General features: G+C 42.8%; 10 protein-coding genes, 2 tRNA genes and 3 rRNA genes. 14 read left to right on the forward strand and 1 reads right to left on the reverse strand.

Going from position 1 to position 23,028, the window contains the following annotated elements:
* Positions 1 to 7: 7 nt before the first annotated feature.
* From K2F45_RS01665 to K2F45_RS01725, 13 genes are all read left to right on the forward strand, one after another.
* Complete coding sequence (locus tag K2F45_RS01665) at positions 8 to 703, forward strand: hypothetical protein (RefSeq protein ID WP_248932926.1); 696 nt, start codon at positions 8 to 10, stop codon at positions 701 to 703.
* A gap of 17 nt (positions 704 to 720) precedes the next feature.
* Entirely contained in the window at positions 721 to 1,788 is a 1,068-nt protein-coding gene (locus K2F45_RS01670; protein WP_248932927.1) for a DUF5007 domain-containing protein, read from the forward strand.
* Positions 1,789 to 1,895: 107 nt separating this feature from the next.
* On the forward strand, positions 1,896 to 3,485 hold the full coding sequence (locus tag K2F45_RS01675) for a M60 family metallopeptidase (RefSeq protein WP_248932928.1): 1,590 nt from the start codon (positions 1,896 to 1,898) through the stop codon (positions 3,483 to 3,485).
* 1,291 nt (positions 3,486 to 4,776) lie between these two features.
* A 16S ribosomal RNA gene (locus tag K2F45_RS01680) occupies positions 4,777 to 6,305 on the forward strand.
* Between the two features lie 121 nt (positions 6,306 to 6,426).
* Positions 6,427 to 6,500, forward strand: a tRNA-Ile gene (locus K2F45_RS01685).
* An 11-nt stretch (positions 6,501 to 6,511) separates the two neighbouring features.
* Positions 6,512 to 6,585: transfer RNA gene (locus K2F45_RS01690), tRNA-Ala, on the forward strand.
* A 227-nt stretch (positions 6,586 to 6,812) separates the two neighbouring features.
* Positions 6,813 to 9,694, forward strand: a 23S ribosomal RNA gene (locus tag K2F45_RS01695).
* A 128-nt stretch (positions 9,695 to 9,822) separates the two neighbouring features.
* Positions 9,823 to 9,934 (forward strand): 5S ribosomal RNA (gene rrf / locus K2F45_RS01700).
* The 16S, 23S and 5S rRNA genes sit together here with 2 tRNA genes alongside, the layout of an rRNA operon.
* 427 nt (positions 9,935 to 10,361) lie before the next feature.
* Positions 10,362 to 10,952 (forward strand): RNA polymerase sigma factor, encoded by a 591-nt coding sequence (locus K2F45_RS01705; protein ID WP_248932929.1) that lies wholly within the window; start codon positions 10,362 to 10,364, stop codon positions 10,950 to 10,952.
* Positions 10,953 to 11,093: 141 nt separating this feature from the next.
* Entirely contained in the window at positions 11,094 to 12,281 is a 1,188-nt protein-coding gene (locus K2F45_RS01710; protein WP_248932930.1) for a FecR family protein, read from the forward strand.
* Positions 12,282 to 12,316: 35 nt separating this feature from the next.
* Entirely contained in the window at positions 12,317 to 15,808 is a 3,492-nt protein-coding gene (locus K2F45_RS01715; protein ID WP_248932931.1) for a TonB-dependent receptor, read from the forward strand.
* Between the two features lie 35 nt (positions 15,809 to 15,843).
* Positions 15,844 to 17,250: a RagB/SusD family nutrient uptake outer membrane protein gene (locus K2F45_RS01720; RefSeq protein WP_248932932.1), complete on the forward strand. Its 1,407-nt coding sequence runs from the start codon at positions 15,844 to 15,846 to the stop codon at positions 17,248 to 17,250.
* Positions 17,251 to 17,302: 52 nt separating this feature from the next.
* Entirely contained in the window at positions 17,303 to 18,502 is a 1,200-nt protein-coding gene (locus K2F45_RS01725) for an AhpC/TSA family protein (RefSeq protein WP_248932933.1), read from the forward strand.
* A 122-nt stretch (positions 18,503 to 18,624) separates the two neighbouring features.
* Here the strand turns inward: K2F45_RS01725 and K2F45_RS01730 are convergent, their stop codons facing one another.
* Positions 18,625 to 20,751, reverse strand: a complete 2,127-nt coding sequence (locus K2F45_RS01730; RefSeq protein ID WP_248932934.1) for an ATP-binding response regulator — start codon at positions 20,749 to 20,751, stop codon at positions 18,625 to 18,627.
* 250 nt (positions 20,752 to 21,001) lie between these two features.
* Between K2F45_RS01730 and K2F45_RS01735 the strand changes: the two genes are divergently transcribed.
* The gene (locus K2F45_RS01735; protein ID WP_248932935.1) at positions 21,002 to 23,011 is read left to right on the forward strand and encodes a beta-N-acetylhexosaminidase; all 2,010 of its coding nucleotides are present in this window, start codon (positions 21,002 to 21,004) and stop codon (positions 23,009 to 23,011) included.
* Positions 23,012 to 23,028: the final 17 nt, after the last annotated feature.

The raw sequence follows: 23,028 nt of genomic DNA on the forward strand, positions 1-23,028 counted from the left end.
AATCAACATGAAAAATACATTTATATATTTAAGTATTATTGCTTTGGTAACAATTTTTAGTTGTAAAAAAGAAGCGGTAATAGATGGTGGCCTAAGTGATCCACATGTCAATATGACAACCTATGATTTCTTGAAATCGCATCCACAGCACTTATTCGATACGACCTTGATGATTATCGATAAAGCTGGATTAAAAGATAAAGTAAACAGCGCGGGAACCTTTTTTGTCCCTACAAACTATTCCATTCGTAATTTCCTGTTAGCGAAACAGAATGAATGGCGTAAAAAGGATGAGCGGCTTAACTTTAATCTGGATTCATTGTTTAAATATTATCCCCAAAAAATGCTCCAGGACTCGATGAGTGTCTATCTTTTCTCTGACCGCATCGTTCGGGATAATTTAACCGAATCGGGAACTATATTCCAGACACAAGAACCAACGACAAAACTCTTGGTGACATTGGAAAAATCAACTAATGATGATTATTTGGCGGATGGAATTATTTCTCAGGGGCCTAAATTGCTCTATTTAACCAAGATCTATGGTGAGCGTGATGTCATGAAAAATGGCTCATTATCTGATCCTTCAGGAAAAGCAAATCTGAATGACACCAAATTGCTCTGTCAGACATCAGGTATTATTTCAACGACAGGCATAGTACATGTGTTGAACAACCAGCATATTTGGGCATTTAGAAGATAAATTTAATTGGTATTAATATGAAAAATAGATATAAGATATTTGCATACATCGGCGTATTGGCATCCTTAATGTATGCAGGTTGTAAGAAAATTGAAGTTGGCTATCTGAGTGACAATATCCGTTATGGATCAAATCCTATTGCTGTAGATCAGGGAACCTTTTATATAGCAACAGGAATTATTCCTGATGCATCAACGCCACCGTTTACGGTCACTCTTTTGGATGTCCGTAATAAAGCAACTGGCAAGCGAGAAGAAACTTTTTTTAAGGAATATGACGTTACTGTTTGGAAAGAGAAATATGATCCGAAAACAGATACAACACTTGAATTGATTAATAGTAAACGAGGTATAGAGAAGAAACTGCCGTTTACAGTTTTAGAAAAAAGCGGCCAGTTTATGTTTACCCAAGCGACAGATAATGTACCTACGGGAGAATATGAGGTCGATATACGCGTTCAAAATCCAAAGGGTACAAAAGATTATAAGAATATAACAACAATCAAGTTGTCTGCGGTAAAAGAATACACTTATGAAAATGTTCCTTACTTTATCGCGGTTGAGGCAAATAGCGAAACAGGTATCCGTTTCCCCTATGATGATCAATGGATTGATCAGACCAAAGGGCAGAGTACTAGTTTGACCTTAAATATTAAACGTGTAGCAGATGGTCCAAATCAAATTGTATTGAAAGTTTACGACAAAAATGGAGCATTATTTCCTGGTAGTGCTTTGGACAGAAGACCATCTGGCAATGATTTCCTTAAAACATTAGCGACCTTCGCTTATAAAACAACAGTTACAGATACTGCTGTGGTCTACGATTATGCGCAGGTGAGATTCCCGGATGTATATTGGGATAGTCAGTCGAATGGTATCAACTGCTATTACAGAATCCAATCAAAATGGATTCAGTCAATAGACTATGCGGATACTAAAAACTGGAACCCGCCAACGGATATGAAGTATTTGACTTATGATCAACCTGTTAAACTTAACATAAGATTTAATACGAAGATTTACAAAGCCGGAAAGTATATTTATGAGCTACATTTAAAAGCAACGAAAAATCCCACAGCGAAGTAGGAAGCGTTGTATTTAGATTATAATGAATATATTGAGAGGGAGAGTGTGAAATAATACTCTCCCTTTTTTGAAAAAATCATAACCTTTATTGTGTAATACCTTAATTAATGAAAAGAAAATTTCTTGCCGTTGGACTCGGTCTCATGCTATGCGTCAATCTGAAGGCACAAACCGCTCAGGATTTTAAAAAAACCTACGCTGATCTTTCCGTATTCGAAGATCCCATGGCGTTAACACTAAAAAAGGGGATTAAGAAAAAACAGCTCAGTCAGATTGCTGATACCGCCTTGCGCCGGGTTGCGCAGTCTATACTTGATGGCAACTATAACAAGGATTATAAATATGCAACTTATTATGCCTTGTTGAATCCGACAACATTAGGGCATCAATTAAGTATTGGGGACGGTTATAGTAAATATGAAAATATGACCGGTGTGTATCTTCCCAAAGGGAAGCATATTGTTATCGTGGACGGTATTGCAGTCGGTAAAGAGGTAAACCTTGTTGTACCCAACTGGTTGCGAAAAGCCCCTAATCCGCAGGAGCCTACAAAGGACCCGAAAGGTTGGGGACTGGAAAAACAGGAATTCAGATTGCAGAATGGCGTGAATATTATCCAGCTCGATGATTATGGAAGTTTAGCTTATATCGATTATTTCTCGGAAGAGCCTGAAAAGGAAAACCCGATTAGGGTTCATTTTCCAACTGGACAGGTAAACGGTTACTTTGATCTTAAAAAACAGGGGAATAAGGAATGGGATAGTCTGATCGATCATGCTGTATTCCCGATTATGGATGCAAAAGGCGAGCATATTCAGACCGCTTATCCAATAGAGGCATTGAAACAGTATGCTTATGGAAAAGGCGTCGAGCTAATTCGTAATTATGATTCGCTGGTGTATAGGCAACATCGGTTGATGGGACTGGAGAAGTATAATAAAGTACCTAAAAATCGTATTCTAGCACGGGTGAACTATAATTATTACATGTTTCGTGATGGAGATGGTGTTGCCTATATGGGCGATAAAGTTGGTTACGCGATGAAGATGGTGGTAACGCCGGAATCGGTGATTAAAGGGGATCCTTGTTGGGGGTTCAGTCATGAGGTGGGCCACGTGCACCAGACACGTCCAATGTTTAATTGGGGGGGCTTGGGTGAAGTGAGCAACAACCTGTTCTCCTTATACGTAACACGTTCTTTTGGTAATAAAACACGGGTTTCAGAACAGAACAATTTTGAGAAAGCGAAGGCCAATATTATTGAAAAGAGAATTTCTTATTTGTCCGATCCGGATGTATTCGATCGTTTGATTCCTTTTTGGCAGTTACAGCTCTATTTTGAGGGAGAAGGAAAACGTCCCGATTTTTATGCGGATCTATTTGAAGCCTTCCGTCAACAGAATATGAATAAACCGAGAAGACAGCGTTCAGATTGGAGTTCTGATCGAATGATGGGAGAGCGCAATCCTGCCGTTCATCAGCTGAATTTTGTTAAAACAGCCTGTGAAGTGGCTAAATTGGATTTGACGGATTTCTTTGATAAATACGGATTCTTTTTTGTTGGTACCTTGGAATACGACGATTATGGAAAGTATACCTATGCCATGACGCAGGAAATGGTTGATGCCTGTCGCCTGGCAATTAAAAACATGAACTTGCCCAAGCCTAAGGCTGATCTTACAGCATTAAGAGATTAGGGCATGTAAGCTATAATAACGTCTGAGGCTCCGAATCATCTAAATTGATTCGGAGCCTTTTGTTTGGTTGTTATGTTTTTTGAACCTAGTCGTTATTCTAAACGTGTTACAAGCTGAACGTTTTCTCCTGCTCATTTTCTTTGATCCCATAAACCCTCCAAAAATGCCTATATCATGGCGATTCTGGTTGGATGCAGGGACACTTGTAGGGTTATTTACGTAGTGTTATGTTTATTCGCTTTTATTTAGTTCTTCTTTAAGCTAGATTTTAATTGGTATTTACTTAGCTTTTGGTTAGGGTTTGTTTAGCTATAACCTAAGCTATACCTAAACAAACCCTAACTAAACCCTAAGTAAACCCTAAGTAAAGCAGTAAAAGAGTATGATCATTTAATGGGTAATCCGGAGCCTGTATGCTCTCATTCTTTTGCTGTGCTGCGGTATTCTTCTGATGCCATCTTTCCGACGGCACAATTTTCCGTCTTTCCCGGTATGGATTCTACCCGGGCTACACAGGCTTTTGGCAGAAGGTCCCGCCCGGATTGTGCAGCCGATTATACCCTATCACTTTTATATATATCAATCGTATTAAACTATGCGGTTCTCTGTTCGGCTATGTTTGCATTTTCCAATCTCCCTTTGCTATGTCGGTGGGGCCGTAGACCCCGCAGGTGCAATTCAGGATGTTTTCGTTGCCCGAGGCTGCTATGTGGCCAAATCTGCCGGCCGGATCTGCCATTCCAGCCTTCCGGTCACCTGTTTTACAAAAAGAATCTCGCACCGTTACAGGCAGTTAAGGATAAAATGAAAATAATAAGAACAAAAGGCTTGGAAGTTTGTTAGTAATCTCCCTATCTTTGCACCACTCCGCAAGGGAGGGACGGTTACTTCGAGAGAAGGAATCCTGAAAAAAGAAGGGTTTAAGAGAAGCCTGACAGGATTTAAAATCCCGCCCAGTTTATTTTAAACGCGGAAATCGAAAAAAGGGAAAAGAAAAAAAACTTCAAAAAGTTTTTGGAAGTTCAGAAAAGATTTCTACCTTTGCAGTCCCAACGGAAACGAAGGGAAAAACAAAAAAGATAAAGAGGGGCGCAATGCCCATCGGAATATAGCGGATACGGAAGTTGAAGCGACAAAGTTCTTTAAGAAAACACAATCATGTAAGCGTGACGAGTAGACAAACGAAAGTCATGAACAAATTCAAGTAATTCGTTCAATTCGATCCAAGATCAGAGATATAAAAAAAAGAATTCTGATTATTATAAATAGTTGGAATCAAAAACTTCATTTTACAATGGAGAGTTTGATCCTGGCTCAGGATGAACGCTAGCGGCAGGCCTAATACATGCAAGTCGGACGGGATCCGTCGGAGAGCTTGCTCGAAGATGGTGAGAGTGGCGCACGGGTGCGTAACGCGTGAGCAACCTACCTCTATCAGGGGGATAGCCTCTCGAAAGAGAGATTAACACCGCATGACATATCTGACCGGCATCGGTTAGCTATTAAATATTTATAGGATAGAGATGGGCTCGCGTGACATTAGCTAGTTGGTAGGGTAACGGCTTACCAAGGCGACGATGTCTAGGGGCTCTGAGAGGAGAATCCCCCACACTGGTACTGAGACACGGACCAGACTCCTACGGGAGGCAGCAGTAAGGAATATTGGTCAATGGGCGGAAGCCTGAACCAGCCATGCCGCGTGCAGGAAGACTGCCCTATGGGTTGTAAACTGCTTTTGTCCAGGAATAAACCTAGATACGTGTATCTAGCTGAATGTACTGGAAGAATAAGGATCGGCTAACTCCGTGCCAGCAGCCGCGGTAATACGGAGGATCCGAGCGTTATCCGGATTTATTGGGTTTAAAGGGTGCGTAGGCGGCCTATTAAGTCAGGGGTGAAATACGGTGGCTCAACCATCGCAGTGCCTTTGATACTGATGGGCTTGAATCCATTTGAAGTGGGCGGAATAAGACAAGTAGCGGTGAAATGCATAGATATGTCTTAGAACTCCGATTGCGAAGGCAGCTCACTAAGCTGGTATTGACGCTGATGCACGAAAGCGTGGGGATCGAACAGGATTAGATACCCTGGTAGTCCACGCCCTAAACGATGATAACTCGATGTTGGCGATAGACAGCCAGCGTCCCAGCGAAAGCGTTAAGTTATCCACCTGGGGAGTACGCCCGCAAGGGTGAAACTCAAAGGAATTGACGGGGGCCCGCACAAGCGGAGGAGCATGTGGTTTAATTCGATGATACGCGAGGAACCTTACCCGGGCTTGAAAGTTAGTGAAGAGTGCAGAGACGCACTCGTCCTTCGGGACACGAAACTAGGTGCTGCATGGCTGTCGTCAGCTCGTGCCGTGAGGTGTTGGGTTAAGTCCCGCAACGAGCGCAACCCCTATGTTTAGTTGCCAGCATTTAAGGTGGGGACTCTAAACAGACTGCCTGTGCAAACAGAGAGGAAGGTGGGGACGACGTCAAGTCATCATGGCCCTTACGTCCGGGGCTACACACGTGCTACAATGGATGGTACAGCGGGCAGCTACATAGCAATATGATGCTAATCTCTAAAAGCCATTCACAGTTCGGATTGGGGTCTGCAACTCGACCCCATGAAGTTGGATTCGCTAGTAATCGCGTATCAGCAATGACGCGGTGAATACGTTCCCGGGCCTTGTACACACCGCCCGTCAAGCCATGAAAGTTGGGGGTACCTAAAGCATGTTACCGAAAGGAGCGTGTTAGGGTAAAACCGATAATTGGGGCTAAGTCGTAACAAGGTAGCCGTACCGGAAGGTGCGGCTGGAATACCTCCTTTCTAGAGTATCGAAGATCGGTGCTCGTCACGTTACATATGATTGCAAGAAGAAAAAACATCAGAAGAAAGTGCCCGCCCCGAAAGGAGCAGGACCGAGAGAAAGAGATGAACAAGATAAGCTAGTCCCGTAGCTCAGTTGGTTAGAGCACTACACTGATAATGTAGGGGTCAGCAGTTCAAATCTGCTCGGGACTACGAAAAAAAGAGGGGAATTAGCTCAGCTGGCTAGAGCACCTGCCTTGCACGCAGGGGGTCAACGGTTCGAATCCGTTATTCTCCACATCACCGGTGAAGTGTATAGCGATATACTTCAGGATACCGGAAAAAGAGTTCTTTGACATATTGAAAGAGAAAAAAAATTACAAGAGAAGACAACAGTATAGAGACAATACGTGTATGTGTTTGAAGTAAGGGAGAGGCCCTCGGTGAATGCCGAACGATCCCGAACCTAGCATACGGGTATATATATCAAAAGCAGCCGCATAGTAGCAAAAGGCTATGCCGGTGAAGAAAGTAAATAAGGGCACACGGGGGATGCCTAGGCTCTCAGAGGCGAAGAAGGACGTGATAAGCTGCGATAAGCTTTGGGGATTGGCAAATGCGACTTGATCCAGAGATTTCCGAATGGGGCAACCTGACTATTTGAAGAATAGTCGTATAAAACGCGAACGCGCTGAACTGAAACATCTAAGTAGGCGTAGGAGAAGAAAATAACAATGATTTCCCAAGTAGTGGCGAGCGAACGGGAAAGAGCCCAAACCGATCATGTTACGGCATGGTCGGGGTTGTAGGACCACGAGATTGTACAGCGCTATGAACTGGAAGCAGGTGGGAAACTGCGCGACAAGGGTGAGAGCCCCGTACAGGTAAAGAATGTTGACATAGTGGTATCCTGAGTACCGCGGGACCGGAGAAATCCTGTGGGAATCCACCAGCACCATCTGGTAAGGCTAAATACTCCTGAGAGACCGATAGTGAACCAGTACCGTGAGGGAAAGGTGAAAAGAACCCCGAACAGGGGAGTGAAAAGAACCTGAAACCGTGTGCTTACAAGCGGTTGGAGCAGGCAGGTCCTGTGACAGCGTGCCTTTTGCATAATGAGCCTACGAGTTACTCTTGTCTGGCAAGGTTAAGTCCTTCAGGGACGCAGCCGAAGCGAAAGCGAGTCTTAATAGGGCGCATAGTCAGATGAGGTAGACGCGAAACCTTGTGATCTACCCTTGGGCAGGTTGAAGTTGCAGTAACATGTAATGGAGGACCGAACCGATAAACGTTGAAAAGTTTCCGGATGACCTGAGGGTAGGGGTGAAAGGCCAATCAAACTGGGAAATAGCTCGTACTCCCCGAAATGTTTTTAGGAACAGCGTCGGCGTAGAGTTTGATAGAGGTAGAGCTACCGATTGGGTGCGGGGGAGTCAAATCCTACCAAATCCAGACGAACTCCGAATGCTATCAAATATAGCCGGCAGTGAGGCTTTGGGTGCTAAGGTCCAAGGCCGAGAGGGAAAGAACCCAGACCATCAGCTAAGGTCCCCAAATTCGTTCTAAGTTGAACTAACGAGGTCCGGTTGCCCAGACAGCTAGGATGTTGGCTTGGAAGCAGCCATTCATTTAAAGAGTGCGTAACAGCTCACTAGTCGAGCGGCCGGGCGTGGATAATAAACGGGCATCAAGAACGGTACCGAAGCTATGGATTTGCATTGAAAGATATGCATCTGGTAGGGGAGCATTCCATCGCCGGGGAAGCAGTTTGGCAATGAACTGTGGAGGTTATGGAAAAGCAAATGTAGGCATAAGTAACGATAAGGCGGGTGAGAAACCCGCCCACCGAAAGACCAAGGTTTCCTGATCAACGTTAATCGGATCAGGGTCAGTCGGGACCTAAGGCGCACCCGAAGGGGGCAAGCCGATGGACAACTGGTTAATATTCCAGTACTCTTCATAACTGCGATGTGGTGACGGAGTAGTGACACTGCCGCGAACTGACGGAATAGTTCGTTGAAAGGCGTAGGTATAGGGACGGTAGGCAAATCCGCCGACCCTGCTGAAACCCAATAGTACAGCAAAGCTCCGGTGGCGCTGATAGAGCAGGTAAACAGACTTCCAAGAAAACCCGCTAAGCTTCAGGTTATGAAGACCCGTACCGCAAACCGACACAGGTGGTCGAGGAGAGAATCCTAAGGTGCTCGAGTGAGTCATGGCTAAGGAACTCGGCAAAATGGCCCTGTAACTTCGGGAGAAGGGGCGCTGTCTCGTAAGAGCAGCCGCAGTGAAAAGGCCCAGGCGACTGTTTAACAAAAACATATGGCTTTGCAAAATCGCAAGATGAAGTATAAGGCCTGACACCTGCCCGGTGCTGGAAGGTTAAGAGGGGATGTCATCGCAAGAGAAGCATTGAATCGAAGCCCCAGTAAACGGCGGCCGTAACTATAACGGTCCTAAGGTAGCGAAATTCCTTGTCGGGTAAGTTCCGACCTGCACGAATGGTGTAACGATCTGGGCGCTGTCTCAGCCATGAGCTCGGTGAAATTGTGGTATCGGTGAAGACGCCGATTACCCGCAACGGGACGGAAAGACCCCATGCACCTTCACTATAGCTTAACATTGAGATTGGGTACAGGATGTGTAGGATAGGCGGGAGATGTTGAAGTGGCTTCGCCAGGAGTCATGGAATCAACCTTGAAATACCGCCCTTTCTGTATTCGGTTTCTAACTCCCTTATGGGGAGGACATTGTTTGGTGGGTAGTTTGACTGGGGTGGTCGCCTCCAAAAAGGTAACGGAGGCTTTCAAAGGTAAGCTCAGTACGCTTGGTAACCGTACGTGGAGTGCAATGGCATAAGCTTGCTTGACTGTGAGACCGACAAGTCGAACAGGGTCGAAAGACGGACATAGTGATCCGGTGGTTCTGTATGGAAGGGCCATCGCTCAAAGGATAAAAGGTACGCTGGGGATAACAGGCTGATCTCCCCCAAGAGCTCATATCGACGGGGAGGTTTGGCACCTCGATGTCGGCTCGTCACATCCTGGGGCTGGAGAAGGTCCCAAGGGTTGGGCTGTTCGCCCATTAAAGTGGCACGCGAGCTGGGTTCAGAACGTCGCGAGACAGTTCGGTCCCTATCTGTTGTGGGCGTTGGAAGTTTGAGTGGATCTGACCTTAGTACGAGAGGACCGGGTTGGACAGACCTCTGGTGAACCTGTTATGCCGCCAGGTGTACGGCAGGGTAGCTACGTCTGGAATAGATAAGCGCTGAAAGCATCTAAGTGCGAAACTAGCCACGAGATGAGACTTCCTTATAGGGTCGTAGAAGATGACTACGTTGATAGGCCATAGGTGTAAAGGTTGAGAGACCAAAGCCAAGTGGTACTAATAGCCCGAAGCTTTCTCAAGCAGACAGACACTGTTGTCTTCCTCTTTAATTTTTAAGAAACAAACAGGAAACGAACCTCTTTCAATACATATGTCATTTGGCATGAATCACATGATAAGAATATCATAGATCATCCAATAAAGATTTTTAGGTGCCTATATCGGCGGTGTCTACCTCTTCCCATTCCGAACAGAGCAGTCAAGCCCGCCAGAGCCGATGGTATTGCCGTAACAGGTGGGAGAGTAGGTCGGTGCCTTTTTTTACACGGAAGCCCTTGCTGGAAACAGTCAAGGGCTTCTTTCGTTTGGATACTTCCGTATTTCCCTGTACAGGCTATTGCATATCCTCCGCCTATCGGTTATCGCAGCACAGGACCGTCGGTGAGCCCGGTCCATCGGCAGCTGTTCCGCAACTATCCTTTACTAACCTTGTCAAACGCTATTGCTTTTCAGCAGTATCCTATAGCTGCATATCCGGTACGAGAATATCCCTTTTTCAGATTTTTAGGCCATTAGCTTATTTGAACTCTTCCCTTACAGTGGCGATAACATGAATGAGTCTCAGTACGCTCCGTAAAAAGTCCTATTTTTTAATCCTATATTTTTTAAAAGATATGCCCAAATTGTATTCGCATTTGGAGTATTATATAAAATTATGTTCATTTGTTTTTAATAGAGAAATATACCGTGAAAAACAAAGAGGGACAAAGTGATCAAGACTTATTGTTGGCAATGAAAGATAATAGCCGACACGCATTCGATTGTCTCTATCATCGCTATTGGAATAGATTACTGGATGCAGCGTATAGTAAGCTGGGAGATGCTGATGAGGCGCAGGAGCTGGTACAACAGTTATTTGTGGATCTGTATCGAAACAGGGAAGGTGTTCAAGTGCGTACGACTTTAGAAGGATATCTTCTTGCCGCCCTAAAATATAAAGTCATTGACCGTTATCGGAAGATTATGCGTCAGACAGAAAAAATGGATACCTGGCAGTCTTTTACAAGCCAAGATGTCCCTTCTCCCGACGCCTTATTAGAAATTAAGGAAACAAATGAAAAGTTAGTTCGGATAATCAATACTTTGCCTGAAAAATGTAAGGAAGTATTTCACTTGAGCCGCTTTGAACATCAGTCTCACCAAGAGATTGCGCAGCAATTGAATATCTCCGAAAGCACTGTAAAGAAACACATTCATAAAGCATTGTTTATCTTACGAAAAGAGATGAAAACAGACTTTCTATTTTGTCTGTTGGCCACGATTTTTATCTCCAAATAAGCGTCGATCTCATCAATACATCCATCGTCTAAGTTCTTTTAGCAGTCAATTGGAGGTTTTTAAAAGAAATATTCAAAAAAATACTTTTTGAATAGAACCTCGGCCTCTTTCGTACGACTTATCTATAAACAGGCTAACCAAATGTACAACTATCAACGATTAAAAGAGCTTTTTGAGAAGTTTCTCTCAGGGAATCTAAATGCTTTAGAGCAGCATGAATTGGACCATTGGTACGCACAATCGGAAGATAAGACGTTTTTCGAGGAAAATCCACAATATCATCAAGCAGATATTCGGGATAAATTGCTCGGTAGTATCCACGAGGAACTTGGAATTGGTACTGCACACCGGAGTTTGTTAACGATCAGAAGACGTATAGTCCATTATTGGATTGCTGCGAGTTTATTGGTTTTCTTTTTAACTGGATTGGCTGTATACCATTGGTATGGGAAGATCGGAGCCGAAGTCCAACATCAGATAGCTGCAGAAACAGTAATGCCCGCAAGAGACCAGGCATTGATCCGTCTTGCTGATGGTCAAATAGTCGATCTTGATCAACTGAATCCAGGAACCATGTTACGCGTTGGTAATTGTAATGTGATCAAAAACCGGGATGGCCAGGTTGAGTATGTGGCGGCTAACAGCAATTTGAGCCAAGCGGTCATCAATCAGATCGAAACGCCTAAAGGTGGTACAATTAACTTAAAATTACCGGATGGTACAGAAGTTACCCTAAATGCGGGTTCGACGCTACGTTTCTCTCAGGATTTGGCCAGTCAGGAAATCCGTAGGGTAGAGTTGATCGGAGAAGGGCTTTTTCATGTATCTAAGTTGATGGAAAATGGGCATAAGAAACGATTTATCGTCCATACCGCTGAGCAGGATGTGGAGGTATTGGGCACTATTTTCAATATACAGGCTTATGCTGGAGAAATGCTGACCAAAACAGCGCTTTTGGAAGGCAGTGTTGTGGTAAAGTATCAGCGTGGGAATCGGACCGTCAAATTGAAGCCAGGATATCAGGCTATTTGGGATAGCAATAAAATGGATGTCGATGTCGAACCTTTCGACAATACGATTCAACTCGACTGGCTCCATGGCGATTTTGTCTTTGAGAATGAATCCTTGAAGACCGTGCTCGATAAGGTCTCGCGCTGGTACAATGTGGATATAAAATATGAAAAGAGCTATCCAGATGTCACATTCTACGGTAGCGTCTCGCGTAAAAATAGTCTTGCCGATGTTTTGGAACTCTTGGAAAAAACTTCAAATATCACATTTCGCGTTACCATGAGCAGTCAAGGAGAGAAAACGCTGATTGTTGAATAGACCTAAGTACCTAATCTCATTATACCTAAATAACTATGAAAGAACAGTTACCTAATTTATGGACTGAAAGTCCATTAAGCCCCCCTGTTGGGCGAATGCTCAGAAAGGGCGCACTTGCAATGTACCTTATCGTTCCATCTTTTTTTCCTGGAATTAGCTTGGCCAGCGGACAGTCTATTACGCTACATCGGCAAGGTAAGCTATCGCAGATTTTAGAAGAGGTTAAAAAGCAGACTGGATACGACTATATCCTGACGGGAGAACTTGCCAAAAAGGCTGGATCTGTCGACGTGGATCTCAACAAAGCAACGATAAAGGAAGCGCTCAACACAATTTTTGAAGGGCAGAACCTCGACTACCTGATGGAAGGAAAGTCGATTGTCGTGGTAGCCAAAAAGCCAACAGCTGCGCAGCAGCAAAGCGTAAGTGGTATCGTTGTCGATGCAAATGGTAAACCGCTGGCGGGTGCTACAATTCGTGTAAAAGAAAAGGCGACTATACAGACCAGTAGTGGGTCGCAGGGTGAGTTTCGGATTGCAGCAAAAAAAGGGGATATACTGATCGCCACTAGTATAGGATACCGTACTGTCGAACAAAAGGTTGAAGCAGGAAATGTATTAATTAGAATGACGGTCGCGGATAACGTGATTAATGATGTCGTCGTTGTAGGATATGGTACAACAAAACGTAGTGATTTAACAGGTTCTGTAGCTTCCGTAAATCCATCTGAAATAAAGAATGTACCCTTTACGAGTATTGATCAGGCTTTGTCTGGTAAGGCTGCTGGCGTACAGGTGGTACAATCTGATGGCTCGCCCGGTGCTGTAGCACGTATCAGAATCCGAGGAGGTGCCTCCCTGTTGGGTACAAATGAACCACTGTATATTATTGATGGCATACCTGTCAATGTGCAAAATCGCTATGTGTCGAGCAGTGCAGAAGTTGTTAATCCGATGGAAAGTTATTACGGCGATGATATGGGCAGTATGGTATCGGGATCTTTTAACAGGGGGCTCAATAGCTTGGCAGGCTTAAATATCAATGATATCGAAAGCATAGATATTCTTAAAGATGCTTCCGCGACCGCCATATATGGGTCCAAGGCAGCGAATGGCGTGGTTATTATTACCACAAAAAGAGGTCTTGCAGATAGTAAACCAATTTTGGACTTTAATTATTATACAGGGCTTACTTCTCCTTTTAAGGAAAAGATACTCAATGCAGATCAATACAAGATGATTATGAAGGAGGCAGCCCATAATCTCAATATAGCAAGGAGCAACATGGGGCTTCCGCCAAGCGCGACACCTACAGCCATTGAAAACGATCCTAAGTTTTTCGGAAATAATAATACGGATTGGCTAGGCTTGGTTTTACGGAAAGGAATCCTTCAGAATGCTGATTTATCAGTGCGTGGTGGTGGCATGAATACAAAGTATTATACTTCCTTAGCTTATAATAATCAACGGGGAACAATTATTGGTACAGACTTTAATCGGCTGTCGGGTAAAATAAATTTGGACGCGACGATTGCCCCGCGCTTTCGTATGAATACCAATGTTGATTATAGCTATACGACAAATCATATTACAAATGGAGCCTATACGCAGGCGCTGTTTGCACCGCCAACAGAATCCCCTTACAATGCTGATGGTACTTTTTCGAACTTTGGCTTATTGCACGCGGAATATCAGGGCTATCAAAACCCTTTGGCAATGGCCTCGGGGATCAATCAGGGAAAGACGGGTATGTTGCTGGGTTCCTTAGCTGCAGAATGGGATATCTTGCCCGAGCTGAAATGGCGATCCGTGGGCTCAATCAATTATAGCACTTATAATCAATTGAATTATGTGCCCAGCTATGTGATGATGAGCGGCTTTTATGGTGCTGGGGATTCAAATGGGGGGACAGGAAGTCAGGCTCATACCGAATCGATCAATACATTCATTGAAAACACATTAACCTGGGACAAACAATTTAATGAAGACCATCGTCTGAATGCATTGATTGGGACATCATGGGAAAATTATAAGATGAATTTTTTCTCGGCTTCCGGCGCTGGTTATCCGGATGATGATTTTCTGAACAATTTAAATTCCGCTGCGATTCCAGTAGCTGTTAAGGGGAGTAGCCCTGCACAAAGGAATGCGTTGTTATCGTTCTATTTACGTGCTAATTATACGTGGAAAGACCGTTATCTCCTTACATTCACAGGACGTTCTGATCGTTCATCCAAATTTGCTCCTGCAAATCAGACGGGCTACTTTCCTTCAGGTGCTGTAGCATGGAAAATTTCGGAAGAGGAATTTATGAAAAGCGTCCCTTGGATAGACGAGCTGAAAATTCGTGTCAGCGCAGGTAAAACGGGTACACAGAATATTGGAAGTAATCTTTATAGAACCTTATACTCGCCAGTAAGTTATGCCGGTAAAAATGCATTTATTCCGACACAGTTAGGTAATGACAAAATTAAGTGGGAGGCGACCACTCAGAAAGATGCCGGTCTGGATTATGCTTTCTTCAAAGGAAGATTGAGGGGATCCATCGGATATTATGAAAAGATTACGGACGGTTTATTGCTCAATATCACAACGGCGCCTAGCTCTGCCTATTCGAATGTGGTGCTTAATATTGCTAAAATTCGTAATCGGGGGCTAGAGTTTGATATTCGGGGTGACTTGATTAGAAAACAAGATTTCAATTGGAATTTGGCTCTCAATATTTCGAAGAATAGGAATAAGGTCTTAAATATTAATGGTGGACCGTTTTCGAATCCCAATGATCGTGATGGATTAAATCTAGGGACAAGTATTGTTAAGGAAGGCGAATCGTTAGGTTTGTTATATGGTTATGTAACCGATGGCCTGATCCGAACTGCGGATGAGCTTAAGGCTTATAAAGAAAGTTTTCCTTTCCTAGAGTACATGGAGTATTACATCGGAGTGGGGGATATGAAATATAAACTAGACCCCAATGGCATCGGGGAAGGTGAACCTTTTTACAAACAGGATATTATTGGTAATGCAACGCCGGACTTTTTTGGCGGTATCACCAATACACTCAATTATAAAAACTTCGGACTGACCACACTATTTACATTTTCTTATGGTAATGATTTGATCTATCAGGCGGATATTGCGAATGGCTCTGCTGATAATTTGGCAAATCGAGGTGTGAGCGTATTGGGACGCTACAATGAGGATAATACTAGTGCGAAAAGACCAAGGCTGCTTTACGGTACGGCACAGTTTAGACCATTAGCAGACGTCAATGTGTTCGATGCATCCTATCTCAAACTTAAGTCTATTACCTTGTCTTATAATTTTGGAAAATCTTTGCTGAATGGATTAAAGTTGAGAAGTGGCTCGGCCTATGTTTCGGCTACAAATCTCTTTACAATTACGCATTATCCGGGAATGGATCCCGAGGTTTCTGATGATCCTACGTCAGTCATTGGTGGTGGGCGCGATATCTCTGCCTATCCAGCGAATAGGATGTTTTCCTTTGGACTACGGTTTGGTTTTTAAAACATAGAGCTGATTTAAGAAAATAAATTAAACGAATGAAAAAGAGCTTTCTACTATATTTCCTGTTAGCAGCGCTAATAGGAATGAATACATCCTGTGACAAGACGCTAAATGCGTTACCGACACAGGAAAAAGTTGACGACAATGTCATTGTGGATCAAAAGAGTGCAGAAATTGCATTAAATGGGGTGTATTATTTATTTGTCAATGTAACTGAAAACAGGACAACTGGTCTACCTGGCACTACCTGGGCACCGGCGCATGAAATACTTCCGGCCCAGTTCGCAGGTCTCATTGAAAATTATCAGGGGCCCAGTCGCCCTGAAATGCATACGATGACCGCAAAGGATAATGGCGAAGTCCTGCCGATATGGAGCGGAAATTATAAACTTGCGAATGCTGCCAACGGCGTGATAGCGGGCCTTGAAGCATTGAGTGAAGAGAGATTTAGCGGAAGCAGACGTACGCAGATACTTGGAGAAACCCGGTTTTTACGAGCCTATGCCAATTTTAAGTTATTAGCATACTATGGCGAATTTTTTGACAGCAGCAGCAAATTCGGGGTCATGATACGTACAAAACCTGTTACGGTATCGACAATAGCTACTGTTCGTAAAAATGTTGCCGATAGTTACGCGTTTATCCTGGACGATATTGATTACGCAATAGCAAATGCGCCAGAGAATAATCCAAACTACTATGCAACCAAATGGGCTGCCATGCTACTGAAAATGAGGGTTCTGATGTTACGACAAGCTCCCGCTGACTATACCGCCGTCATTACATTGGCGACTCAACTCATTGAACAATCCCCATATGCCCTTGAAGCCCATGTTGAGGACCTTTTTTCTACAAAAGGGTTGGCGAGTAAAGAGGTAATTCTTGGTACAAAAGCTTTTGCTAACCAAATTGCAGAAATGGAAAAGTATTATTTCCGCGCTAATTATAATTATAATGCAACGCCATTTTTATTGGATCTCTTAAAGAATGATCCAAGGGCCAACTGGATGATTGGCACAGTAGACAAACGTCAGGTTTTTAAAAAACATTCCGGCGGACAAGCGGAAGCGAAGTTTGTATTTCGTTTGACCGAAGCTTATTTACTGAAGGCTGAGGCTCTTGCCAAATCGAATGGCAGCTTGACAGAAGTCCGGGATCTACTTAAAATGGTCAAATCGAAAGCTGGTATTACGGATTTTACAGCATTGAATGCAATGAATACGCGAGAGCAATTGACTACGGAAGTTTTTAGAGAACTCATGCGAAGTCTTGTTGCAGAGGACGGTTCGGACTGGATGGCTTTGTTACGTTTACCTTTTGATACGATTAAACAACTGAATGGTAATATGAAAGAGAGATGGCAGTATATCCTACCTGTACCTTATTCAGAATATGAGAAAAATCCAACGTTTGGAGATCAAAATCCTGGATATGGGTGGTAAAAGTTAGTGGACTTGTAAAATTAGCGCAACATACAAATAAAGAAATAATCAAATGAAACATATACTAAAAATAGCCGCCCTTATGGTAGTTCCTATGATGGGAATGGCGCAGAAAAAGTTTGTTCTGGATGGTGAACTTAAAAATGGGACAACCGACAAGCTTTACCTTTTTTATATGGATGGTCAAGGTAAACAAGTAAGTGATAGTGCTTCAGTTCTCAAAAACCATTTTCAATTTAAAGGCGCGTTGACGGAGCCTACCCTGGTATTTTTGACAAGATCGCCACATCCCGAGCGCGCAGCTGAGGGTGATTATACACAAATGTACCTGGAGCCGACCAAAATGAAATTGGAGTTTCAAGATGATAATCTAAAAAACTATACGCTGATAGGATCAAAATTGGATGCTGAACACAAGCAGTTAGAACTCGAAAAGTCAGCTATCAGAAAAGGAATGGAACCCATTAGTAAGGCTTATGCTGCGAAAAATAAGGAGTATAGTCGTGCTGAGCGAGAACTTGAAGCTTTGGAAAAGAAGGTAAAGCTGCTTAGTGAAGAGGCCGCCAGCATCAAGAATCAATTTGAGCCTTTTAATGAAAAAGCGGCCCAGATTGATATGACCTTTATTAAAAGCCACCCACAGTCCTTTTTGAGTCCTTATTTGCTGATGTTCAGCATGAACAGCCTATCGTTGGAAGAAACTGAAACGTTGTTTGCTGGTTTTTCCAAAGAGGTGCAAAATAGTCGTTTTGGAAAAGACATTTCGGAAAAACTAGCGGAAAGCCGAAGTGGTGCTGTTGGTAAGACTGCTCCCGTATTTAGCACGACAGATATCGAGGGCAAAGCTCTAAGTTTGTCGGATTTCAGAGGTAGGTATGTCTTGTTGGATTTCTGGGCTAGCTGGTGTGTGCCTTGTCGTAAAGGGAATCCACATCTTATTAAGTTGTATCAGCAATATAAAAGTAAAGGTTTTGAAATCATAGGGATAGCAGATGATGACAGTAAACCTGAAAAATGGCACAAGGCGGTTGAACAAGATGAGATTGGCATTTGGAAACATATTTTACGTGGGGCAAAATTCGATGGAACAAATTTTGACCTTAGCAAAGATGTAACGAAGGGGTATGGTGTTAGTTCGCTACCAACAAAAGTGTTAATAGACCCGCAAGGTGTTATTATCGGACGTTATGGTGGGGGCAATGGCGGTTCGGACGAACAGTTGGATGCCAAACTTGCTGAAGTATTTAAATAACAGCATATCCTGTACGTAACGATGTCCTGCGGGATCACCGTTACTTTAGTAGGTATATTGTGTAAAAGAAATAAGGGACTGTCTTTGACAGTCCCTTATTTCTTTTACTTACACGGCTTAGCTTATGAAATCCTTGCTATAAGCTGAGCAAGGATAGCTTTGTCCAGAGGTTTGGTCATGACGCCATCAAATTGATGTAGCTGCCCTTCTGGAATCTGTACGGTTACTTGTGATTCATCTGACGTCAGTGCAATAACTTTGCTATTCCATCCCTTTACACTATTGTTGTCTTTGACCGTATTGAGGATATCCCAACCGGTAGGGCCATGCATTTTGAGATCGGTGATAATAATATCCGTTCTATTTTCCTTCAGATAGGCTATTGCAGTAGATGAATCCTGATAGATTTTCACATCTTCGAAATGTTGCAATGCTTGTTTTACGAATAGATTATTGATCGGATTGTCATCAATAACGACAAAGCGTAGCTCTTTTGAGAGCTTATCCAAGCTCGTAATTTGTTTCCTATTTTTCTTTTCTTCGGTGAATGGAACGAGTAACGTAAATGTTGATCCCTTGCCCTGTTGACTGCTAACACTTAACGTTCCGTTTAGCTGTTCGGCCATGAGTTTAGCAATATGTAATCCCAATCCAAAACTATTCTTGGATTTCTGATCGGTCATATAATACTGTTCGAAAATATGCTCCTGATCTTTTGCCGAAATACCTTTTCCTGTATCGTTGACTAATATATGTAATTTGGATCCCTGGTCTCTGCTGATAAAGGCTTTTACCTCTATCTGCCCCTTATCTGTATATTTAATGGCGTTGCTCAAGAGGTTAGAAATAATCTGTCGTACACGATACGTTCCGCTTTTGATTAAGATGTCGGGATCGATATCAATGTAACTGATGAGTTTTAACCCTTTTTTGTCTGCTTGAGCCTGCTGCATTTTTATGAGGTTCGCGAGCAATTGAGTTGGCGAAAAATACTCAGCCTTAATTTCGAGTGTACCAGACTCTAGTTTACCGAGATTCAGAATATCTTCCACAGTATCATTGATCACATGGATATCTTGTGTAATAGAGTCTAATAAAATAGGGTTGACCCGATTGTTTGCCGCATTGCTCTTTAGCAGATCAATAACACTGACCAAAGAATTGACCGGTGTGCGCACATCATGACTTACATTTGCCAGTATACTGGCCTTCTCTTTCGCTGTTCGCAAGGCATAATCTCTAGCGGCAGTAAGCTTACGCTCATACACAAGTGTATTGTAGTGGTAGGACAACAAGAGTGTCACCATAATAATCATGAGAATAATAGAAGCGATGACCTGTTTGCCAAAAATAGAAGAGTTTTCCCGATAAAGCTTGAAATCTTGAATTTCAGCAGCCCTTAATACCTCATCTTCATGGGTCTTAATGCGAAGTAAGGCCGTACTGATCGTACTGAACAAATTGTAGTTAGACTGTAGAAGCTGTCTTTCCTTTTGTTGCAGCTCAGTAAATGAACGACGGATTTTACTGAAATCTTGCCGGTGGAATGTTTCATTTTGTTCGATCAAATTTTGGATCTGGCTATGTATTGCCTTGATTTGATTAACGTTAAAATTCTGCTCCAGCTTATCAGCAACCAAGGTGTCGTTTTTAGCTTTGAAAATACGTGTAAAGAGTTTTTCTTTCTTTCGCACTATGGTATCCTTCTTACTTACATTGAGTGCTGTATCTCGTAATATTTTATTGACAACCGAATCTGCGAGGATACGATTGTTTCCGGGGCGAATTGTTCTATTCGTTTTCGTTAAGAGTGACAGCGAGTCTTTGGCCAAAAAAATCATGTTGTCAACAGATTTTTTAATGTGCGCGAACTCGTCTGAAAGGGAGATATTTTGTTCCAAGGAAGTATTCGTAGAGAAAGTAAGTCCTTTTTGGGAAGATAACTTCGAAAGGGAATCAATATAAAATCGTAACGTATCTAAACTATTACTGTAATTCTTTAAATTTTCGGCACTGAAGTCCACGGTATAAGAGCGAAAGGCATTTCCGGCAGCATTATACGAGGAAAAGAGTTCGTAAAAAAGATTCGTCAATTGATTTTTAGAACTGTAAGCTTTATTTAAACGGGCTTCGGTCTTTTGGTACTCAATATATTGATAGGTAAATATCGAACCGATATAAACCAAGGAAAGAATCAGGAAAGCAATTAAAACTGTCCTGATAATAAATAATTTTTTACTGTTTTTCACGTTATTGTTCTTTCACCCCAATAAGTTAACTATAGCCTATTTTGTTTTGTCTGGAAGTCAAATTTAATACTAAAAAATGATATCCTCTTGGTGTGCCTGTAGCCAACGAGCTACTTTTTGAAAATCTTACACAATCGTTTGATTGAAAGTTGGAGTAGAAGGATCATTTTTTATTTTTTATTTTGCATAACGAAACCAATAAACGGTCTTTTTTTTGTCTGTTTATTTAAAAATAAAAACTTAAATTTTAATGAAAACACTCCTCTGTTCAGTAGCGTTATCCCTTTTATTTGCGCAAGGGCTGCATGCGCAATCTGGGATTGATATTATCCCCAAGCCTCAGGAAATCAATATAGGAGCAGGCCAGTTTCAGTTGAATCCACAAACTTCCTTAAGTTTTAAGAACTGCGATGTGAAAGATGTGTCTTTGTTTGTTGAGCAGCTGAGAAAAGTAACGCATTATCCCCTGAACATAAAAAAACAGGCGAGCAATAGCATTGAATTTAAACTAGACCCTAAATTGACAACGCCTAATGATGAAGGCTATCAGCTTGAGGTTTCCAATCGGGGAGTGGTCGTGACAGCAAAAAGCTCCCATGGGCTTTTCAATGCAACGCAATCACTGCGGCAACTTTTACCGACAGCTTTCGAGGGTAGTAACCCAACCAAAGAAATAAGCTGGAATATTCCAGCAGTGAAAATTAAAGATTATCCCCGCTATCATTGGCGTGGTTATATGAAAGATGTGAGCCGGACTTTCTTCGATGTGAAAACTGTGAAAAAGTATTTGGATGTCATGGCATTATACAAAATGAATACGTTCCATTGGCATTTGACGGATGACCAGGGCTGGAGGATCGAAATAAAGAAATATCCGAAATTGACCATGGAAAATGTGACGGTATTTTATCGAACAGAAAAACAACCTGCAGAACGCAGTGGATTTTATACACAGGAGCAGATCAAGGAAGTTGTTCAATATGCTCGAGAGCGTAATATTACGATTGTGCCCGAGATTGATGTTCCTGGACATTCATGGCCGACAATATTGGCCTATCCTGAACTTGGGGTCAACAAAAATTCCTACCCGAATCACATTTTTCCTTTTGTGTCATCTTGGGGCTATTGGGGAAATCAATTTACCCCCAATACATTGGATCCGACAAAAGAGTTTACGTATGAATTCTTGAATAATGTGTTCACTGAAATCGCTAACCTCTTTCCGGGTAGTTATATCCATTTTGGGGGGGACGAAGTCCGTCATGACTTGTGGGAAAAAGAGGCGCATGTGCAGGATTTTATGAAACAGCACCAGATTAAGGATGTCAAAGCACTTCAGAGCTATTTTGTTCAACGCGTTTCTGATATCATCGTCCAGAAAGGGAAAAAACCGATCGGGTGGAATGATATCTTAGCTGATGCTGAAAACTTGCCGAAGAGTACGGCAATCATGAGCTGGCTTGGTGAGGAAGCGATCAAGGAAGCGACCAAAGATGGATTTAAGGCCGTAGCCACACCAGCATCGCATCTCTATTTTGATATTACACAGGCCGATCGGAATGATGGTACCATGACTGACCTGGCCTATCCGCAGATAAACTCGCTGAAAAGAGTGTATGAATTTGATCCTTCTGCGGGACTTAGTCCGGCTGAGGATCAGCTTGTCCTCGGTGTTCAGGGAAATATGTGGACAGCGTTGGCTCAGGATATTAAAGATCTGAATGTGCAGAATTTTCCGCGACTGCTTGCGGTTGCTGAAATTGGATGGGCTGCTAAGTCAGCGAAAGATTATACAGCGTTCAGCCATCGATTGGATGCCAATCTTCCAAGATTAGATTCCATGCGTATTGATTATTATCGTCCCGGGGGATATATTGCGGGATCATGGGGACCTAATGATATCAAGGAAACGTATAGTTTTCTAACTTTTGACGTGAGCAGGAAGATTTACGATAATGGACGAGCGCAAGCTGGATTTTTCTTTGTGGAGGGGAAGAATTTTCTGGAGATTGATGCCGTACAATTGCTACAGGACGGGCAGGTCATTGCAGAGGATGGACATCATGCGCTTGCGGATAAATTTAGGGGAACCAACAAGATCAAACCTTTTTACTACAATTTTACGGTAACGAACTATAATCCGCAATCGAAATACGAAATCAAAGCCCGCGTCAGAGGCGCTGGCGGTGTGGATTCAAAAGGAAATTTTACATTTAATTTGTCTCCGAATAGGCCTTTTGATAAGATAGAAAAAAAATAAAGGGTATTACCCTTTAT

It is taken from the genome of Sphingobacterium siyangense, assembly GCF_023277505.1.
GTDB lineage: Bacteria > Bacteroidota > Bacteroidia > Sphingobacteriales > Sphingobacteriaceae > Sphingobacterium > Sphingobacterium siyangense.